This is a genomic window from Methylobacterium sp. WL119 (assembly GCF_008039875.1).
In the GTDB taxonomy this organism is placed as follows: domain Bacteria; phylum Pseudomonadota; class Alphaproteobacteria; order Rhizobiales; family Beijerinckiaceae; genus Methylobacterium.
The window spans coordinates 24,004-39,362 of sequence record NZ_VRUU01000019.1 but is presented as its reverse complement, the minus strand read 5'-3'; the positions used below and the strand labels follow the sequence as shown (position 1 = coordinate 39,362).

Annotated in this window: 16 protein-coding genes; 14 read left to right on the top strand and 2 right to left on the bottom strand. The window is 71.7% G+C overall.

Annotated features, from left to right (window positions below; all coding sequences use genetic code 11):
* The first annotated feature begins 3 nt into the window (after window positions 1-3).
* From FV227_RS10170 to FV227_RS10125, 10 genes are all read left to right on the top strand, one after another.
* A complete protein-coding gene (locus FV227_RS10170) occupies window positions 4-792 on the top strand; it encodes a biotin--[acetyl-CoA-carboxylase] ligase (RefSeq protein ID WP_147726102.1) in 789 nt (262 codons plus the stop codon).
* A 16-nt stretch (window positions 793-808) separates the two neighbouring features.
* Window positions 809-2,482 (top strand): ribonuclease J, encoded by a 1,674-nt coding sequence (locus tag FV227_RS10165; protein WP_147726101.1) that lies wholly within the window; start codon window positions 809-811, stop codon window positions 2,480-2,482.
* Window positions 2,483-2,653: 171 nt separating this feature from the next.
* Window positions 2,654-3,058, top strand: coding sequence for a methylmalonyl-CoA epimerase (mce, locus tag FV227_RS10160; RefSeq protein ID WP_147726100.1), 405 nt, complete (start codon window positions 2,654-2,656; stop codon window positions 3,056-3,058).
* Entirely contained in the window at window positions 3,055-3,399 is a 345-nt protein-coding gene (locus FV227_RS10155) for a DUF1467 family protein (RefSeq protein WP_147858864.1), read from the top strand. Before mce ends, FV227_RS10155 begins: the two co-directional genes overlap by 4 nt.
* 108 nt (window positions 3,400-3,507) lie before the next feature.
* Window positions 3,508-4,812 (top strand): sugar MFS transporter, encoded by a 1,305-nt coding sequence (locus tag FV227_RS10150; RefSeq protein ID WP_147858858.1) that lies wholly within the window; start codon window positions 3,508-3,510, stop codon window positions 4,810-4,812.
* Window positions 4,813-5,239: 427 nt separating this feature from the next.
* Window positions 5,240-6,565: a proline--tRNA ligase gene (gene proS, locus FV227_RS10145; RefSeq protein WP_147727872.1), complete on the top strand. Its 1,326-nt coding sequence runs from the start codon at window positions 5,240-5,242 to the stop codon at window positions 6,563-6,565.
* A 7-nt stretch (window positions 6,566-6,572) separates the two neighbouring features.
* Complete coding sequence (locus tag FV227_RS10140; protein ID WP_147727873.1) at window positions 6,573-7,871, top strand: lipoprotein-releasing ABC transporter permease subunit; 1,299 nt, start codon at window positions 6,573-6,575, stop codon at window positions 7,869-7,871.
* Window positions 7,872-7,882: 11 nt separating this feature from the next.
* Complete coding sequence (locus FV227_RS10135) at window positions 7,883-8,596, top strand: ABC transporter ATP-binding protein (RefSeq protein WP_147727874.1); 714 nt, start codon at window positions 7,883-7,885, stop codon at window positions 8,594-8,596.
* Between the two features lie 182 nt (window positions 8,597-8,778).
* The gene (locus FV227_RS10130; protein ID WP_147727875.1) at window positions 8,779-9,024 is read left to right on the top strand and encodes a hypothetical protein; all 246 of its coding nucleotides are present in this window, start codon (window positions 8,779-8,781) and stop codon (window positions 9,022-9,024) included.
* A gap of 159 nt (window positions 9,025-9,183) precedes the next feature.
* Window positions 9,184-9,645, top strand: coding sequence for a hypothetical protein (locus tag FV227_RS10125; protein ID WP_147727876.1), 462 nt, complete (start codon window positions 9,184-9,186; stop codon window positions 9,643-9,645).
* 3 nt (window positions 9,646-9,648) lie between these two features.
* On the opposite strand, the gene FV227_RS10120 is transcribed toward FV227_RS10125, so the two are convergent.
* Entirely contained in the window at window positions 9,649-10,032 is a 384-nt protein-coding gene (locus FV227_RS10120) for a hypothetical protein (protein WP_147858857.1), read from the bottom strand.
* 176 nt (window positions 10,033-10,208) lie between these two features.
* Between FV227_RS10120 and FV227_RS10115 the strand changes: the two genes are divergently transcribed.
* Entirely contained in the window at window positions 10,209-11,105 is an 897-nt protein-coding gene (locus tag FV227_RS10115; protein WP_147727878.1) for a diguanylate cyclase, read from the top strand.
* 249 nt (window positions 11,106-11,354) lie between these two features.
* Window positions 11,355-12,050: a response regulator transcription factor gene (locus FV227_RS10110; protein ID WP_147727879.1), complete on the top strand. Its 696-nt coding sequence runs from the start codon at window positions 11,355-11,357 to the stop codon at window positions 12,048-12,050.
* A 28-nt stretch (window positions 12,051-12,078) separates the two neighbouring features.
* Here FV227_RS10110 and FV227_RS10105 read toward each other — a convergent pair whose 3' ends face one another.
* Entirely contained in the window at window positions 12,079-13,293 is a 1,215-nt protein-coding gene (locus FV227_RS10105; RefSeq protein WP_147729742.1) for a DNA topoisomerase IB, read from the bottom strand.
* A 114-nt stretch (window positions 13,294-13,407) separates the two neighbouring features.
* Here FV227_RS10105 and FV227_RS10100 point away from each other — a divergent pair, with 114 nt between their 5' ends.
* Together FV227_RS10100 and FV227_RS10095 are read left to right on the top strand one after the other, a co-directional pair.
* On the top strand, window positions 13,408-14,565 hold the full coding sequence (locus FV227_RS10100; protein WP_147858856.1) for a glycosyltransferase: 1,158 nt from the start codon (window positions 13,408-13,410) through the stop codon (window positions 14,563-14,565).
* Window positions 14,562-15,221 (top strand): methyltransferase, encoded by a 660-nt coding sequence (locus FV227_RS10095; protein WP_147858855.1) that lies wholly within the window; start codon window positions 14,562-14,564, stop codon window positions 15,219-15,221. Before FV227_RS10100 ends, FV227_RS10095 begins: the two co-directional genes overlap by 4 nt.
* The last annotated feature ends 138 nt before the right edge of the window (window positions 15,222-15,359 follow it).

Below are 15,359 nucleotides of genomic sequence, written 5' to 3'. Positions count from 1 at the left end.
GCCTTGGACTTCCGTCTCGGCGAGGGTGCGCGGGCGGCCGGGCACCGCCTTCACGTCCACGACCGCCTCGGCTCGACCAACACCGAGGCGCTAGACCAGGGCCGCGCCGGCGCGACCGGGCCGCTCTGGATCGCGGCGCGTGCCCAGGAGGCCGGCCGCGGCCGGCGCGGCAACGTGTGGGCCTCGATCCCGGGGAACCTGACCGCGAGCGTGCTCTGGCCGGTGGCCGGTGTCGAGCCGGAGCGGGTCGCCGGCCTCGGCTTCGTCGCCGGCATCGCGCTGGTCGAGGCCCTGGAGGCGGCCTGCGGCCCCGACTCGGCCGGGACGTTCGGCCTCAAATGGCCGAACGACGTGCTCGCGGGCGGGGCCAAGCTCGCCGGCATCCTGCTCGAGGCGGAGACGCTGCGGGGCGGCCGGCGGGCGGTGGCGATCGGGTTCGGCGTCAATGTCGCAGACGTCCCGGAGGCGTTTTCGGCCTCCGCCACCTCTCTGGCGGGGCTCGGATACCCACTTGATGCCGGCATGGTGTTGGCGGATCTGACGAATAAGCTTGCCGTGGCGGCCCGTATCTGGGATCGCGGACGGGGATTTCCTGAGATTCGCGAGCGTTGGCTCGCACGGGCTTCCGGCCTCGGATCGCGCATCGCGGTCCGCAGCGGGACGGAGACCCTGGTCGGCGATTTCGAAGACATCGACGAGGGGGGGCGGCTCGTGATCCTCGCCCCCGATGGAACGCGGCGGACCGTGACGGCGGGCGAGGTGCATTTTGGGACGGCCGCGACGGCGGCATGAGATGGATTCTGGATTTATGACAACGGGACAGGACGAGCTTGTCTTCCTGCCGCTCGGCGGCGTGGGCGAGATCGGGATGAACGCGGCGCTCTACGGCTTCGGGCCGGAGAAGGGCCGCAAGTGGATCATGGTCGATTGCGGGATGGGGTTCGCGAGCGAGGAGGCGATGCCCGGCGTCGATCTCATGTTCCCGGACCTCTCCTACATCGAGGAGCGCAAGAAGGACCTTCTCGGGATCTTCATCACCCACGCGCACGAGGACCATATCGGCGCGATCAGCGAGCTGTGGCCGCGCCTCAAGGTGCCGGTCTACGCGACCCGCTTCGCCAAGAGCCTGCTCGAGACCCGGCGCCTGTCGGAGCCGGGCGCGCCGAAGGTCGACCTGCGCGAGATCAAGCCGGGCCGGCGCGTGACGCTCGGGCCGTTCGAGATCGACTACGTGCCGGTCTCGCACTCGATCCCGGAATCGAATGCGGTGGCGATCCGCACCTCGGCCGGCCTCGTGCTGCACACCGGCGACTGGAAGATCGACCCGACGCCGATCCTCGGCGACGTGACCTCGGCCGAGGCCTTCCGCGCCATGGGCGACGAGGGCATCCTGGCGCTGGTCTGCGATTCGACCAACGTCGTCCGCGAGGGCTTCTCGCCGAGCGAGGCCGAGGTCGCCTCGACCCTGGCCAAGCTGATCGCGGCCGCGCCCCAGCGCGTGGCGGTGACGACCTTCGCCTCGAACGTCGCCCGCATCCGCGCGGTGGCCGAAGCCGCCAAGGCCTGCGGGCGCGAGGTGGTCGCGGTCGGCCGCGCCATGGACCGGGTCATCGACGTCGCCCGCGAATGCGGCTTCCTCGACGGGCTGCAGGAGTTCCGCCGCGCCGATTCGTGGCGCGACCTGCCGCGCGACAAGGTCGTGGCGCTGCTCACCGGCTCGCAGGGCGAGCCCCGGGCGGCGCTCGCCCGCGTCTCCCGCAAGGACCATCCGGACATCGCGCTCGCCGCCGGCGACCAGGTGATCTTCTCCTCGCGCGCCATCCCCGGCAACGAGCGCGACGTCGGCGCGATCATCAACGACCTGATCGAGCAGGGTGTCGAGGTCATCACCGACCGGACCGAGCTGGTCCACGTCTCCGGCCACCCGCGCCGCGACGAGATGGCCGAGATGTACGCCTGGACCCGGCCGCAGACGGCGATCCCCGTCCACGGCGAGGCGCTTCACCTCGACGAGCACGCGCGCTTCGCCCGCGCCCACGGCGTCGACAACGTGGTCAAGGCCCGCAACGGCACCCTGATCCGCCTGAGCCCGGGCAAGCCGGAGATCATCGACCACGTGAAGTCGGGCCGCCTGTTCAAGGACGGCAACGTCCTGATCGACGGGAAGGACCGCGCGATCCCCGAGCGGCGCAAGCTCGCCCAGGCCGGCCTCGTCTCGGTGGCGATCGCCATCGACGAGAGCGGCGAGGTATTGGGCGAGCCGGCGGTCGACATCATCGGCCTGCCCAACCGCGGCCGCGGCGGCGCGCCGCTGATCGACACCGTGGTCGATTCGGTCTCGCGCACCCTGTCGGGCATGTCCAAGGGCAAGCGCCGCGACTCGGAGGCCGTCGAGAAGGCGGTCGACCGCGCCGTGCGCTCGGCCGTCAACGAGGTCTGGGGCAAGAAGCCCGCCTGCCACGTGCAGGTGGTCGAGGTCTGATTTCTACCTTCCCCCCGCTGGGGGGAGGGCGCCTCGCGAATGCAAGGCGGGAGAGGGGCCGGCACGGGTCTTTCCGGAACTGTCGCTCCCCTCTCCCGACCCACTCCGTGGGCCACCCTCCCCCGCAGAGGGGGGAGGGAGAAATCCGTCGCGGAATTCAAGGAGAAACCAATGATCGGCCGGCTCAACCACGTCGCCATCGCGGTGCGCGATCTCGACGCCGCCTGCAAGGTCTATCGCGAGACGCTGGGCGCGACGCTGACCGCGCCGCTGCCGCAGCCCGAGCACGGCGTCACCGTCGTGTTCGTCGAATTGCCCAACAGCAAGATCGAGCTGATGGCGCCGCTCGGCGCGGATTCGCCGATCGCCAGCTTCGTCGAGCGCAACCCGGGCGGCGGCGTCCACCACGTCTGCTACGAGGTCGACGACATCATCGCCGCCCGCGACCGGCTCAAGGCCGAGGGCGCCCGCGTGCTCGGCACCGGCGAGCCCCGCATCGGCGCGCACGGCAAGCCGGTGCTGTTCCTGCACCCGAAGGACTTCCTCGGGACGCTGACCGAGCTGGAGCAGGTCTGATCCGGGTGAACGCGCTCCTGAAGGCCGTGGCGCGCACGACGCTGCGGACGCTCGGCGTCGTGCTGGTTCTGGTGGCCGCCTTCGTCGCGGTGGCGGTTCTGCAGTTCCGTCTCACGGTGTTCGGCGCGAGCGCGTTGTACTTCGTGGTGTGGTGGACGCTGCTCTTCGCGATCCTGCCGATCCGCAACCAGGCCGAGACCGACCCGGCCCGCGTGGTGCCGGGCCAGGATCCCGGCGCGCCGGCCGCGCCGCGGCTCCGCGAGAAGGCGATCTGGACGACGCTCGCCGCCGGCGCGGCCTTCCTGGTCGCGCTCGCCGCGTTCCCCCTGACGGGCCTCTAGGCGCCTACCGCTCCCGGATGTCGCGTTGACAGCCCGTCGACGCTTGGCGAAAGCTTCGCCGTGGCGCGGCGCTCGACCGCCCGTCATCCCAGGACCACGGAGGATCGCATGCTGGCGCCGGGCGCAACGCCGGAGGGCGAGGCCGCCGCCGGTGCGGCGGCACGGCGGCTCCTGCCGATCGTCCTGGCGCTGTTCTTCACCTGGGGGCTCGCCACCGTTCTCGTCGACATCGTCACCCCGAAGTTCAAGAGCCTGTTCGCGCTGAGCTACGCCGAGGCGACGCTGACGCAGTTCGCGTTCTTCATCGCCTACGCGGTGGTCTCCCTGCCGGCCGGCCTCCTCGTCTCCCGCATCGGCTACATGCGCGGGCTGGTGCTCGGGCTCCTGGTGATGACGGCCGGCTGCGTGCTGTTCGCGCCCGCCGCGCGGGCCGGCGTGTTCCCGCTGTTCCTCCTCGCCCTGTTCGTGATGGCGTCCGGCATCGCGGTGCTGCAGGTCGCGGCGAACCCGCTGGTCGCGCGGCTCGGTGCGCCCGAGCGGGCGTCGAGCCGGCTGACGCTGGCGCAGACCTTCAACGCGCTCGGCACCACCGTCGGCCCGGCGGTCGGCGCCTGGGCGATCCTCGGCCGCGACGCTCCGGCGCCGGCCGATGCGGCGACCGCCTCGCCCGCCATGCTCGCCGCCGCGCGGCAGGCCGAGGCGGCGGTGCTGCAGGGGCCGTTCCTCGCCATCGCGGCCGGCCTCTTCGCGCTGGCGATCCTGTTCTGGTCGCTTCGCGGCAGCGTCCGGGAGACGCCGACGGCGGCGGTCGCGGGCTTCGGCCTCGATCTGCTCGCCCGGCCGCGCCTCGCCCTCGGCGCCCTGGCCTTGTTCCTCTACGTCGGGGCGGAAGTCTCGATCGGCACGCTGATGGTCAGCTACCTCGAGGAGCCGCGCGTCCTCGGGGCGGATCCGGCCACCGCCGGCCATCTGCTCAGCGTCTACTGGGGCGGCGCGCTGGCCGGGCGCATCGTCGGCAGCCTCGCGCTGCGCCATGTCCGGGCCGGCGCGGCGCTCGCGGCCTGCGCCGTCGCGGCCGGCCTCCTCGTCACGGTGTCGGCCCTGTCCCACGGGTCGGTCGCCGCCTGGACGCTGCTCACGGTCGGCCTCGCCAACGCGATCCTGTTCCCGACGATCTTCGCGATGGCGATCGAGGGCCTGGGCGATCGCACGGCGCAGGGGTCGGGGATCGTCTGCGTGGCGATCGTCGGCGGAGCGATCGTGCCGGTGATCACCGGAACCCTCGCCGACCATGCCGGGCTCGGGACCGCCCTCGGGGTGCCGGTGCTGTGCTACCTCTGCGTGGCGGGCTACGGGCTGGCCAACCTGCGCACCGCTCGAGACGTGCCGGCCACCGGGCCGCTGCCGGCCTGAGCGTTAACGGGCGTACGAAACAAAAAAGCAAGGCCCGAGGCCTTGCTTTTCAAGCAGTCAATCTGGTTCGACCTTTGGTTGTCCTACGCATTGACTGCGTGGCGGTCGATTTTCCTCCCGAGACCCGGACCTTTGCGTTCCCTCTGAGGGGCTACGCAACCATCGCGGGCTGCTTATAGGAACAACATTTCGTCCTGTCACCGGGTCGAAGGGACAAATCTGCGTTTTTTCGCCGAGAAATTGCAGGGAACCGTCTCCGGGGCCGTCGGCGGGTGGCGAAGCGACGAAACCGGGCTCCGGCCGGCCCCGAAGACCCAAGCCGCTTGTGTTTTCCGGTTGCAATGTGTTGTGTGCCCCCGGCAACGGGATCGGCGTCCGCGCGCGCCGCCAGACCCGAACCGACCGCCGGATCCGTCAAAGAAGCCTCATGCGTCTGTCCCGCTACTTCCTGCCGACCTTGCGCGAGACGCCCAAGGAAGCCGAGATCGTCTCGCACCGGTTGATGCTGCGCGCCGGCCTCGTGCGCCAGGAATCGGCCGGCATCTACGCGTGGCTGCCGCTCGGCCTGCGGGTGCTGAACAAGGTCTGCGACGTGATCCGCACCGAGCAGGACCGGGCCGGGGCGGTCGAGCTGCTGCTGCCGACGATCCAGTCCGCCGAGCCGTGGCGGGAATCGGGCCGCTACGACGCCTACGGCAAGGAGATGCTGCGCATCAAGGACCGGCACGACCGCGAGATGCTGTACGGCCCCACCGCCGAGGAGGTCGTGACCGGGATCTTCCGGGCGAGCGTGCGCTCCTACAAGGACCTGCCGAAGAACCTTTACCAGATCTCCTGGAAGTTCCGCGACGAGGTGCGCCCGCGCTTCGGCACGATGCGCTCGCGCGAGTTCCTGATGAAGGACGCCTACTCCTTCGACTTCGACCAGGCCGGCGCCCGCCACGCCTACAACCGGATGTTCGTGGCCTACCTGCGCACCTTCGCGGGCCTCGGCCTCAAGGCGATCCCGATGCGGGCCGATACCGGGCCGATCGGCGGCGACCTCAGCCACGAGTTCATCATCCTCGCCCAGACCGGTGAGAGCGAGGTGTTCTGCGACCGCGCCTATCTCGACTTCGAGATCCCGCCCGCGACCGTGGATTTCGAGGACGTCGCCGGCCTGCAGGGCCTCGTCGACGCCTGGACCTCGCACTACGCCGCCACCGACGAGATGCACGAGGCCGACGCCTTCGCCGAGGTGCCGGAGGAGAACCGCATGTCGGCCCGCGGCATCGAGGTCGGGCACATCTTCTACTTCGGCACGAAGTATTCCGAGCCGATGGGCGCCAAGGTTGCCGGCCCGGACGGGATCGAGCGCCCGGTCCACATGGGCTCCTACGGCATCGGCCCGAGCCGCCTGGTCGCCGCGATCATCGAGGCGTCGCACGACGAGGCCGGCATCATCTGGCCGGATGCGGTCGCGCCGTTCGACGTCGCGCTGATCAACCTGAAGACCGGCGACGCCGCGGCCGACGCCGCCTGCGCCGAGATCCAGGGGACGCTCGAGGCCGCCGGCCTCAGCGTGCTCTACGACGATCGCGACGAGCGGCCGGGCGCGAAGTTCGCCACCGCGGACCTGATCGGCCTGCCCTGGCAGGTGGTGGTCGGTCCCAAGAGCCTGGCCGAGGGCAAGGTCGAGCTGAAGCGCCGCGCCGGCGGTGAGCGCGAGACCCTGGCGCCGGTGGACCTGATCACCCGAATCCGGCGTGCCTGAGGCTCCGATGGCGGTCGAAGCCGGCACCGAGGCGAGCACGCGGAAGCCGGCATGGCTGCGCGGGGCGACCGCGCCGTTCGCGGCCTTCGAGTGGATCATCGCCGGACGCTACCTGCGCGCGCGCCGCCGCGGCGGCGGCGTCTCGGTGGTGGCGTTCTTCTCGGTGCTCGGCATCGCACTCGGCGTCGCGACGCTGATCATCGTGCTCTCGGTGATGAACGGCTTCCGGACCGAGCTGCTGTCGAAGATCGTCGGCATCAACGGCCACATCTTCGTCACCCCGATCGACCGGACCTTCACCGATTTCGCCGACCTGTCCGAGCGCCTGTCGAAGGTGGCGGGCGTGCGGGCCGCGATCCCGCTGGTCGAGGGCCAGGCCTTCGCCTCGTCGCCCTACGGCGGCAGCGGCGTGCTGGTCCGCGGCGTGCGCGGCGACGACCTCGGGGCGATCGGCGGCATCGCCAAGTCGCTTCGCGGCGGCACGCTGGAGGGCTTCGACGACGGCTCGGGGGTGCTGATCGGCCGCCGGCTCGCCGACAGCCTGGCGATCCAGGCCGGCGACACCATCACGCTCTCGACGCCGAAGGGCGCGACCACGGCCTTCGGCACCGCGCCGCGGACCAAGAGCTACACGGTCAAGGCGATCTTCGAGATCGGCATGACCGAGTTCGACTCGACCTTCGTGTTCATGCCGCTCGCGGAATCGCAGGCGTTCTTCAACCGCGAGGGCGACGTCAGCCTGATCGAGATCTACATCGACAACCCCGACGCGGTCGCCGCCATGCGCGAGCCGCTGGAGCTGGCGGCCGAGCGGCCGGTGCTGCTCACCGATTGGCGCCAGCGCAACCGAACCTTCTTCGGGGCGCTCGAGGTCGAGCGCAACGTGATGTTCCTGATCCTGAGCCTCATCGTCGTCGTGGCGACCTTGAACATCGTCTCCGGCCTGATCCTGCTGGTGCGCGACAAGTCGAGCGACATCGCCATCCTGCGCACCATGGGCGCGACCCCCGGCACGGTGATGCGCGTTTTCCTGATCAACGGCGCGCTGATCGGCCTCGTCGGCACCCTGTCGGGCCTCGGGCTCGGCATCCTGATCACGCTGAACATCAAGCCGATCCAGCGCGTGCTGTTTCCCGGCGCCTGGGACCCGACGGTGCGGTTCCTCGCCGAAATCCCGGCCGAGATGAACCCCACCGAGATCACGGTCGTGGTGCTGACCTCGTTCCTGCTCGCGCTCGCCGCGACGGTCTATCCCTCCTGGCGCGCGGCCCGGCTCGATCCGGTGCAGGCGCTGCGCTACGGCTGAGCGGCACTTCCATGAGCGGCACCTCCGAGAGCGCCGGCATCCCGCCGGTGCCGGCCCTGTTCTTTTCCCGCGTCGAGCGGCGCTATGCGCAGGGCGACCGGTCGCTCGACATCCTGCGCGGGGCCGACCTCGCGATCTGGCCGGGCGAGCTGGTCGCGCTGGTCGCGCCGTCGGGCGCCGGCAAGTCGACCCTGCTGCACCTCGCCGGTTTGCTGGAGCGGCCGGACGGCGGCGAGGTCTACGTCGGCGGCCAGCCGACCGCGGCGATGAAGGATGCCGAGCGCACGCGCTTCCGCCGTGAGGAGATGGGCTTCGTCTACCAGTTCCATCACCTGCTGCCGGAGTTCTCGGCGCTGGAGAACGTGGTGATGCCCCAGCTCATCCGCGGGCTCGGGCGCGGCGAGGCGAAGGCGCGCGCCACCGAGCTCCTGAGCTTCCTCGGCCTCAAGGACCGCCTCGTCCACCGGCCGGCGGAGCTGTCCGGCGGCGAGCAGCAGCGCGTCGCGATCGCGCGCGCCGTCGCCAACGGCCCGCGCCTGCTGCTCGCCGACGAGCCCACCGGCAACCTCGACCCCTCGACCGCGGGGCACGTCTTCTCGATCCTGCTCTCGCTGGTGCGCGCTTCCGGCCTCGCCGCCCTCATCGCCACCCACAACATGGAGCTCGCCGCCCGCATGGACCGCCGGGTCACCATCCGCGACGGGCTGATCCAGCAGCTGGACTGAGGGCGCACGGCGCGGTTCGGGATCCGCGCTCCATCCGTGCCGAATCGGAGCATTCGTCGCGAGATCCGCGCAGGCGTTGCAACCGAAACGAAGGGTCGCGGATTACCCGTTCGGACACGCACGAAGCGTCTCCGCTCCGGTGCCGGCGCGCCGGCCAAGCTGCCCAGGCGAGACCCAGATCCATGTCGACGACGTCCGTTGCTCCCGTCCTCGCGCTCGTCGCGCTCCTCGGCTTCGCCGCCCCCACGACGGCGTCGGCGGCCCCCGCCACCGCGACCGTGACCAAGGTCGCCGAGGTGACGCCCCCCGTCCGTCCGGTCTCGGCCACCGAGGGCGAGGACGACGGCGGCACCTGCAGCCGGATCCGCCGTCGTCTCTGGGTCGAGGGCGAAGGCTGGATCGTTCGCCGTATCACCACTTGCCGTTGAGCGGGATCGACTTCGGCGCCGCGCGCAATTCTGTGGGCAACAGCGCTCGCCGCGCGGTTTAAGCAGTCTTCGCCCGTGGCTTGGGCGGGCCGACCGGAACGAGATCGGCGAGACCGGGGTTTGCCCCGCATGTCAGCGTCCCGACCGGAGTTGCGATCCATGACCCGTCACCATCCGTCCCGCTCGCGGATCGCCGCCCGGTTCGCGCTCGCCGCCGCCCTGTCGCTCGGCGTCGGGGCCGCGCACGCCGAGACCGTGCGCGTCGCACCCTACGGCTACGGCTCGGCCTATGGCGGTCCGGTCGGGTACGGCTTCGCCGACGAGGCGGTGCGCGGTGCGTATATCGGTGCGCCCTTCAGCAGCGTGCCCTCGCCGAACCGCATCGTCCCGGCCCCCTGGAGCTACGGCACCTACGGCATCCCGACGATCTCGGGCGTGCGCGAGGCACCGGTGGCGGCGCCGAGCCTGACCGTGATCAACCCCGGCCTTCACCCGGCCTCCCGCCGCGGGCAGGGGCCGCGCATCCTGTCGCGCGGACGCGATGGCGCCTGGACCTCGGGCGGGCAGGTCCAGTCCGGGAACGGCGTCTCGGTCGTCACGGTCTCCGTGCCGCGGCGCTGAGCGTCAGCGGCGTTCGGGCTCGGTGAGCGCCGCGTACCACGCGGCATAGGGCGTGTTGCGCGGATGGCGCCCGCCCTGGTCCTCGGCTCCATCCGTCCACCAGACCGGCCCGCGCTCGCCGAGGGCTTCCTTGGCGGCCTGCACGCCGCCGCGCGCCGACCGCAGCAGCGCCGGAGCCTGGGGATCGCCCTTCCGTTCGGCGCGCTTGGCCGCCCCGACGGCGCGGCGCGCATCCATCAGCGCGTCGACGTGGCGTTGCCGGGCCGCTTCCGGCAGGCGCGGGTCGGTGCAGCGCCAGAGCCGCTCCCGGACGACGAAGTAGCGCCCGTCCGGCGTGCGCGGGTACGGCGCCGCCTCCGCCCCCTCCGACCTTCCTGTCGCGGTCACGCTCGCCTCCCGCACCCGCAATCGGGGTTCCCGCTCGTCCTCGGCGCCGCGTCGGCGCCGACCGGCGTTCGTACGATTCCGTCGCCGATCATCCACGTGTGCGCGAGCCGAGACTGCATCTTAAGGTTTTTAAGGCCTGGTTGCATCAGAACCCGTTTCCATCGGTATCGCGCGCCATGCACATCGTCATCGTCGATTCGAGCCGCGTCGTCCTCAAGATCATCACCGGGCTGCTGGAACCGCGCGGGCACGTCGTGAGCGCCTTCACGGACTCGGCCGCCGCCCGCGATTTCCTGGAGGAGACCCCGAGCGTCCGGGTGCTGATCACCAGCCTCGAGGTCCGGCCGGTGACGGGACTGGAGCTGTGCTGGTCGGCCCGGCTCCTCGCCGAGGCGCGCCGCCCCCTCTACGTCGTCACGATGTCGTCGGCGCGCAACGCGCGGAACCTCGCTGAGGCCTTGGACAGCGGCGCCGACGACTTCATCGAGAAGCCGCCGAGCGCCGAGGAGCTGCATGCGCGCCTGCGCGCGGCCGAGCGCCTGACCACGATGCAGAACGAGCTGATCCGGCTCGCCGAGACCGACCCGCTCACCGGCCTGCTCAACCGCCGCGCCTTCTTCGCCCGGGTCGGCGCGGCGACCGAGCGCGCCGGCAACCACGGGGCGCTCTCGGCCGTGCTCGCCGACATCGACCATTTCAAGCGCATCAACGACGAGCACGGCCACGATGTCGGCGATGCCGCGATCAAGGCCGTAGCCGAGCTTCTGGGCGCCCAGGGGATCGTCGGGCGCCTCGGCGGCGAGGAGTTCGCGGTGGTGCTGCCCGGACTTTCCCTCGCGGAGGCCGAGGCCGTCGCCGGGCGCCTCCGCCTGCAGGTGAGGGACCTCCGCATCCGCGGATCGCGCGGCCCCGTGCGCATGACGTGCAGCTTCGGCGTCAGCACCTGGTGCGAGGGCGACAGCGTCACCGCGCTGACCAAGCGCGCCGACATCGCCCTCTACGAGGCCAAGACCTCCGGGCGCGACCGCGTCGTCTCGGCCGAGAACGACCTCGTCCTCGCCCGCGCTGGCTGAAGCCCGGTCCGCTTCGCCGGCACGGGGACCCGCCGCCCTGCGTCGCTCGGTCGTCACGGAGACGGGTGGACGTTAAGGTTGATCGCGCTGTGCCTGTGCGAGACACGCGTTAAGTATAAGTCCGGCGCCGTATCTGATTTCGACACAAGTCGACTGCAAAAGACCGCAGGATTCGTCTGGAACGAGTCTTGAAGCACTTCTTCCGACCCCGGCCGAATTGTGCCATGCCGGGAAAGAAGGGTGCGCGGTATGAGTACGGCCGTAGACGTCCTGGTGTTCGACGAGCCCCAGGAGCTGAATCCCGCCTTCCGCGCGACGCTGGAGCACATGCCGGCGCTCCATACGATCGGCGAGGCCGACCTCGACCAGGTCGACCCGGCCAACACCGTCGCGCTGATCTTCCTGGACGAGACCCGGCTGCAGGTCGGGCTCAGCCACCTCGTGGACCTCAAGGCGCGCCTGCCGGCGCTGCGGACGCTGGTGGCGTTCCAAGCGCTGAACGCGGCCGACGTCGACGCGCTGCGGGAGGCCGGGGCGGACGCCTTCGTGGCCCGCTCCGCCACGCCGCGGGACCTCTGCAACGCCGTGCTGGCCCTGGCCGAGGGCGCCCCGCGGCTGATCGCCCGGAGCGAGGTCGAGGCGGGCACGGCCCCGTCCGCGGAGCCGGCCGACAGCCTCGGGCTGACGCCGCGCGAGGCCGAGGTCCTGCGCTTCCTCAGCGCCGGCTTCAGCAACAAGGAGGTCGCGCGCCGCCTGATGCTGTCGGTCCGCACGGTGGAGACCCACCGCCTGAACCTGCGCCGCAAGACCCAGACCGGACGGTTGAAGGATCTGGTCTCGCTCGCCCGTCAGCTCGGCCTCGCGCCGGTGCTCGACACCGAGCAGGGCCGTCGCGGGGCCGAATCGGCGCGGGCCAGCACGGGCGAGGGTCCGGCGCGCCATTGAGCGCGCCGCGACCCGGCCGGGCGGGCGTTCAGGCGCGCGCGGCCTCCGCGCCCTTGGCGGCCTTCGCCGCGGGCTTGCGCGGCGTGTTCGTCTTCGCCGCCTTGCCGGCCCGAGCCGTCCGGGGCGCGGCCTTCGCCGTGCCGGTCGAGGGCGCGTCTCCGGCGAGCCGGGTCTGCAGCAGGCTCAGCACCGCCGCCTCCTCCGGGCGCAGGCGGCCGAGATCCTCGACCAGCTCGCTCTCGACCGCGTCCTTCACCTGGAGCAGCAGGGCGCCTTCGAGGTAGCAGTCGATGATCTGCGGGTGGATGTAGCACTTGCGGCAGATGGTCGGCGTGTTGCCGAGCCGGGCCGATACGTTCTCGATCGCCGCGCGGACGTTCTTCTTGGCGCCGGCCTCGCCGTCGAAGGTCTCGAACTCGCGAAGCGCCAGCGCCGCCAGCACCGTGCCGGCCCAGGTGCGGAAGTCCTTCGCCGTGATGTCCTGCCCCGAGATCTCGCGCAGGTACGCGTTGACGTCCGACGAGGTCACGTCGCGCTGCTCGCCGGCCTCGTCGATGTACTGGAACAGCTCCTGGCCCGGCAGGTCCTGGCAGGCCTTGACGATCCTGGCCACGCGCCGGTCCTTCACCGACAGGTTCCAGGTCTTGCCGCTCTTGCCCTTGAAGCGGAAGGTCATCGCCGCGCCCTCGACCGTCACGTGCGGGTCGCGCAGCGTCGTCAGGCCGTAGCTCTTGTTGGCCTTGGCGTAGTCGTCGTTGCCGACGCGGATCAGCGTCGTCTCGAGGAGATGCACCACGGTGGCGAGCACCTTCTCGCGCGACAGGCCCCTGCGCCGCATGTCCGCGTCGATCCGCGTGCGGATGCCCGGCAGCGCGTCGGCGAAGGCCATGATGTGGCTGAACTTCGTCGAGTCCCGCGCCGCGCGGAAATCGGGATGGTAGCGGTACTGCTTGCGCCCCTTGGCATCGCGCCCGGTGGCCTGGATGTGGCCGTTCTTGCGCGGGCAGATCCACACGTCGGTGTAGGCCGGCGGGATCGCCAGGGACTTGATCCGCTGGACCTGCGCCTTGTCGCGGACGGGCGCGCCCTTGGCGTCGACGAAGCGGAAGCCCTTGGCGGTCTTCTTCCGGGTCAGGCCCGGCATCGTGTCGTCGACGTAGGCGAGCCCGGCCTCGGCGGCCGCGTCGCGCGGGTCGACGACGGTGCCGGCGGTCTCGTCCGAGGACACGAGATCCGATGCCATGAGCGCTGCTCCTCGCTTGCGAAAGCCTGCCCTCAACCGGTCGCCGCGCGGCCGTGTTCCGGCGTCTGCGTATCCGCCGTACACGGATGCGCGCCCGTGTTAGAGGCTCGTGCGATGGACGCCGCCCCTTCCGCCCCCGCCGCGCCGATGCGGCGCCTCGCCTTCGTCGTCACCGAGGATTGGTTCTTCGCCTCGCATTTCCTGCCGATGGCGCGGGCGGCGGTGGCGATGGGCCTGTCGGTCGCCGTGGTGACGCGGGTGCGCGACCACCGCGCGGTGGTCGAGGCGACGGGCGCCCGGGTGATCGCTTTGGAGGCGGAGCGCTCCAGCCTCAACCCGATGGCCGCCGGCTACGCCGCGGGGCAGCTCGCCGCGATCCTGAAGGCCTGGAAGCCCGACATCGTCCACTGCATCGCGCTGCGCGGGATCCTGGTCGGCGGCACGGCGGCGGCGATGGCCGGCATCCCGGCGCGCGTCTACGCGCTCACCGGCCTCGGGCTGATCGGCGCGCGCGCCGACGCGGCCGGACGCCTCTCGCGGACCGCCCTGCGCCACCTGATCCGCGGGCCGCTGGCCTCGAAGCGCACCCGCTTCCTGTTCGAGAACCCGGACGACGCCGCCGCCCTCGGCCTCGACCCGGCCGACACCGCGGTGACGATCGTCGGCGGTGCCGGCGTCGACCCGGACGCGTTCGTGCCGCGGCCGCTGCCGCCGCATCCGCCGCTCCGGGTCGCGATCGTGGCGCGGATGCTGTGGTCGAAGGGGATCGACGTCGCCGTCGAGGCGGTGCGGCTCGCCCGCGCGCAGGGCGTTGCGGTCGAGCTTGCGCTGCACGGCGCGCCCGATCCCTCGAACCGCCGGGCGATCCCCGAGGCGACGCTGCGCGACTGGTCCCGCGACGGGGTCGCCTGGCTCGGGCCGACGCGGGACGCGGTCGCGGCCTTCGCCGGCGCCCATGTCGGCTGCCTGCCCTCCCGCGGCGGCGAGGGCCTGCCGCGCACCCTGCTGGAGGCCGCCGCCTGCGGCCGGGCGCTGCTCACCACCGACGTGCCGGGCTGCCGCGCCCTGGTGCGCGACGGCATCGAGGGCCTCGTCGTCCCCCCCGGCGACGCGCCGGCGCTGGCCGCCGCCCTGGTCCGGCTCGCGGGCGATCCGGATCGCGTGGCCGCCCTCGGCGCGGCGGCCCGCAGGCGCATCGTCGAGGACGGGTTCTCGGAGCACGCGGTGGCGCAGGCCGTGTGCGGCCTCTATCGCGAGCTGCTCGGGCCATGATCACGCCGGAGAACGCCGCCGCCTTCATCCGCGCGAACACCCGCCTGCTGCCGGTGGCGCATGCGCCGGAGATCGTGCTCCACGTCGCCGACGAGGCGACGGAGCTGTGGCAGAAGACCGAGGACGAGCTCGCCGAGATCGGCCTGCCGCCGCCGTTCTGGGCCTTCGCCTGGGCCGGCGGGCAAGCCCTCGCCCGCTACCTCCTCGACAACCCGGAAATCGCCGCCGGCCGGCGCGTGCTCGACTTCGCCTCCGGCTCCGGCCTCGTGGCGATCGCGGCGGCGCGGTCCGGCGCCGCCTCGGTGCTCGCCAGCGACCTCGATGCCTTCGCGATCGCGGCGATCCCGCTGAACGCCGCCGCCAACGGCGTCTCCGGGCGCATCGCCACCTCCTCCGCCGACCTGATCGGCACGGTGCCCGACGTCGACCTCGTGCTCGCCGCCGACATCTTCTACGAGCGCGACCTCGCCGGCGCGGTCGGCGACTGGCTCGGCCGCCTGCACGCGGCCGGCACCACGGTGCTCATCGGCGATCCCGGCCGCAGCTACCTGCCGCGCGCCCGCCTCGAGGCGATCGCCAGCTACGCCGTGCCGGTGACGCGGGCGCTGGAGGATGCCGAGATCAAGCAGAGCCACGTCTGGCGCTTCGTCGCGTGATCGCGCCGCCGAAGGCCGCCGGTGATGGCCGGCGATGCGGATTTCTATCGGAGATAGTATTCGCCTGACCATCCAGTGGTTGTATGCGCCGCAACGTCATCGATCGTTTTTCGCTGCCGCAGCATTCGTTCGCGGCGG

Bases quoted from the DNA above. Each gene is read 5' to 3' on its own strand.
- FV227_RS10125 (WP_147727876.1), top strand. From the start codon at position 9,184: ATGACCCGTCACCATCCGTCCCGCTCGCGGATCGCCGCCCGGTTCGCG.
- FV227_RS10135 (WP_147727874.1), top strand. From the start codon at position 7,883: ATGAGCGGCACCTCCGAGAGCGCCGGCATCCCGCCGGTGCCGGCCCTG.
- FV227_RS10130 (WP_147727875.1), top strand. From the start codon at position 8,779: ATGTCGACGACGTCCGTTGCTCCCGTCCTCGCGCTCGTCGCGCTCCTC.
- FV227_RS10150 (WP_147858858.1), top strand. From the start codon at position 3,508: ATGCTGGCGCCGGGCGCAACGCCGGAGGGCGAGGCCGCCGCCGGTGCG.
- FV227_RS10100 (WP_147858856.1), top strand. From the start codon at position 13,408: ATGGACGCCGCCCCTTCCGCCCCCGCCGCGCCGATGCGGCGCCTCGCC.
- proS (WP_147727872.1), top strand. From the start codon at position 5,240: ATGCGTCTGTCCCGCTACTTCCTGCCGACCTTGCGCGAGACGCCCAAG.
- FV227_RS10110 (WP_147727879.1), top strand. From the start codon at position 11,355: ATGAGTACGGCCGTAGACGTCCTGGTGTTCGACGAGCCCCAGGAGCTG.
- FV227_RS10165 (WP_147726101.1), top strand. From the start codon at position 809: ATGACAACGGGACAGGACGAGCTTGTCTTCCTGCCGCTCGGCGGCGTG.
- FV227_RS10140 (WP_147727873.1), top strand. From the start codon at position 6,573: ATGGCGGTCGAAGCCGGCACCGAGGCGAGCACGCGGAAGCCGGCATGG.
- mce (WP_147726100.1), top strand. From the start codon at position 2,654: ATGATCGGCCGGCTCAACCACGTCGCCATCGCGGTGCGCGATCTCGAC.
- FV227_RS10105 (WP_147729742.1), bottom strand. From the start codon at position 13,293: ATGGCATCGGATCTCGTGTCCTCGGACGAGACCGCCGGCACCGTCGTC.
- FV227_RS10095 (WP_147858855.1), top strand. From the start codon at position 14,562: ATGATCACGCCGGAGAACGCCGCCGCCTTCATCCGCGCGAACACCCGC.
- FV227_RS10115 (WP_147727878.1), top strand. From the start codon at position 10,209: ATGCACATCGTCATCGTCGATTCGAGCCGCGTCGTCCTCAAGATCATC.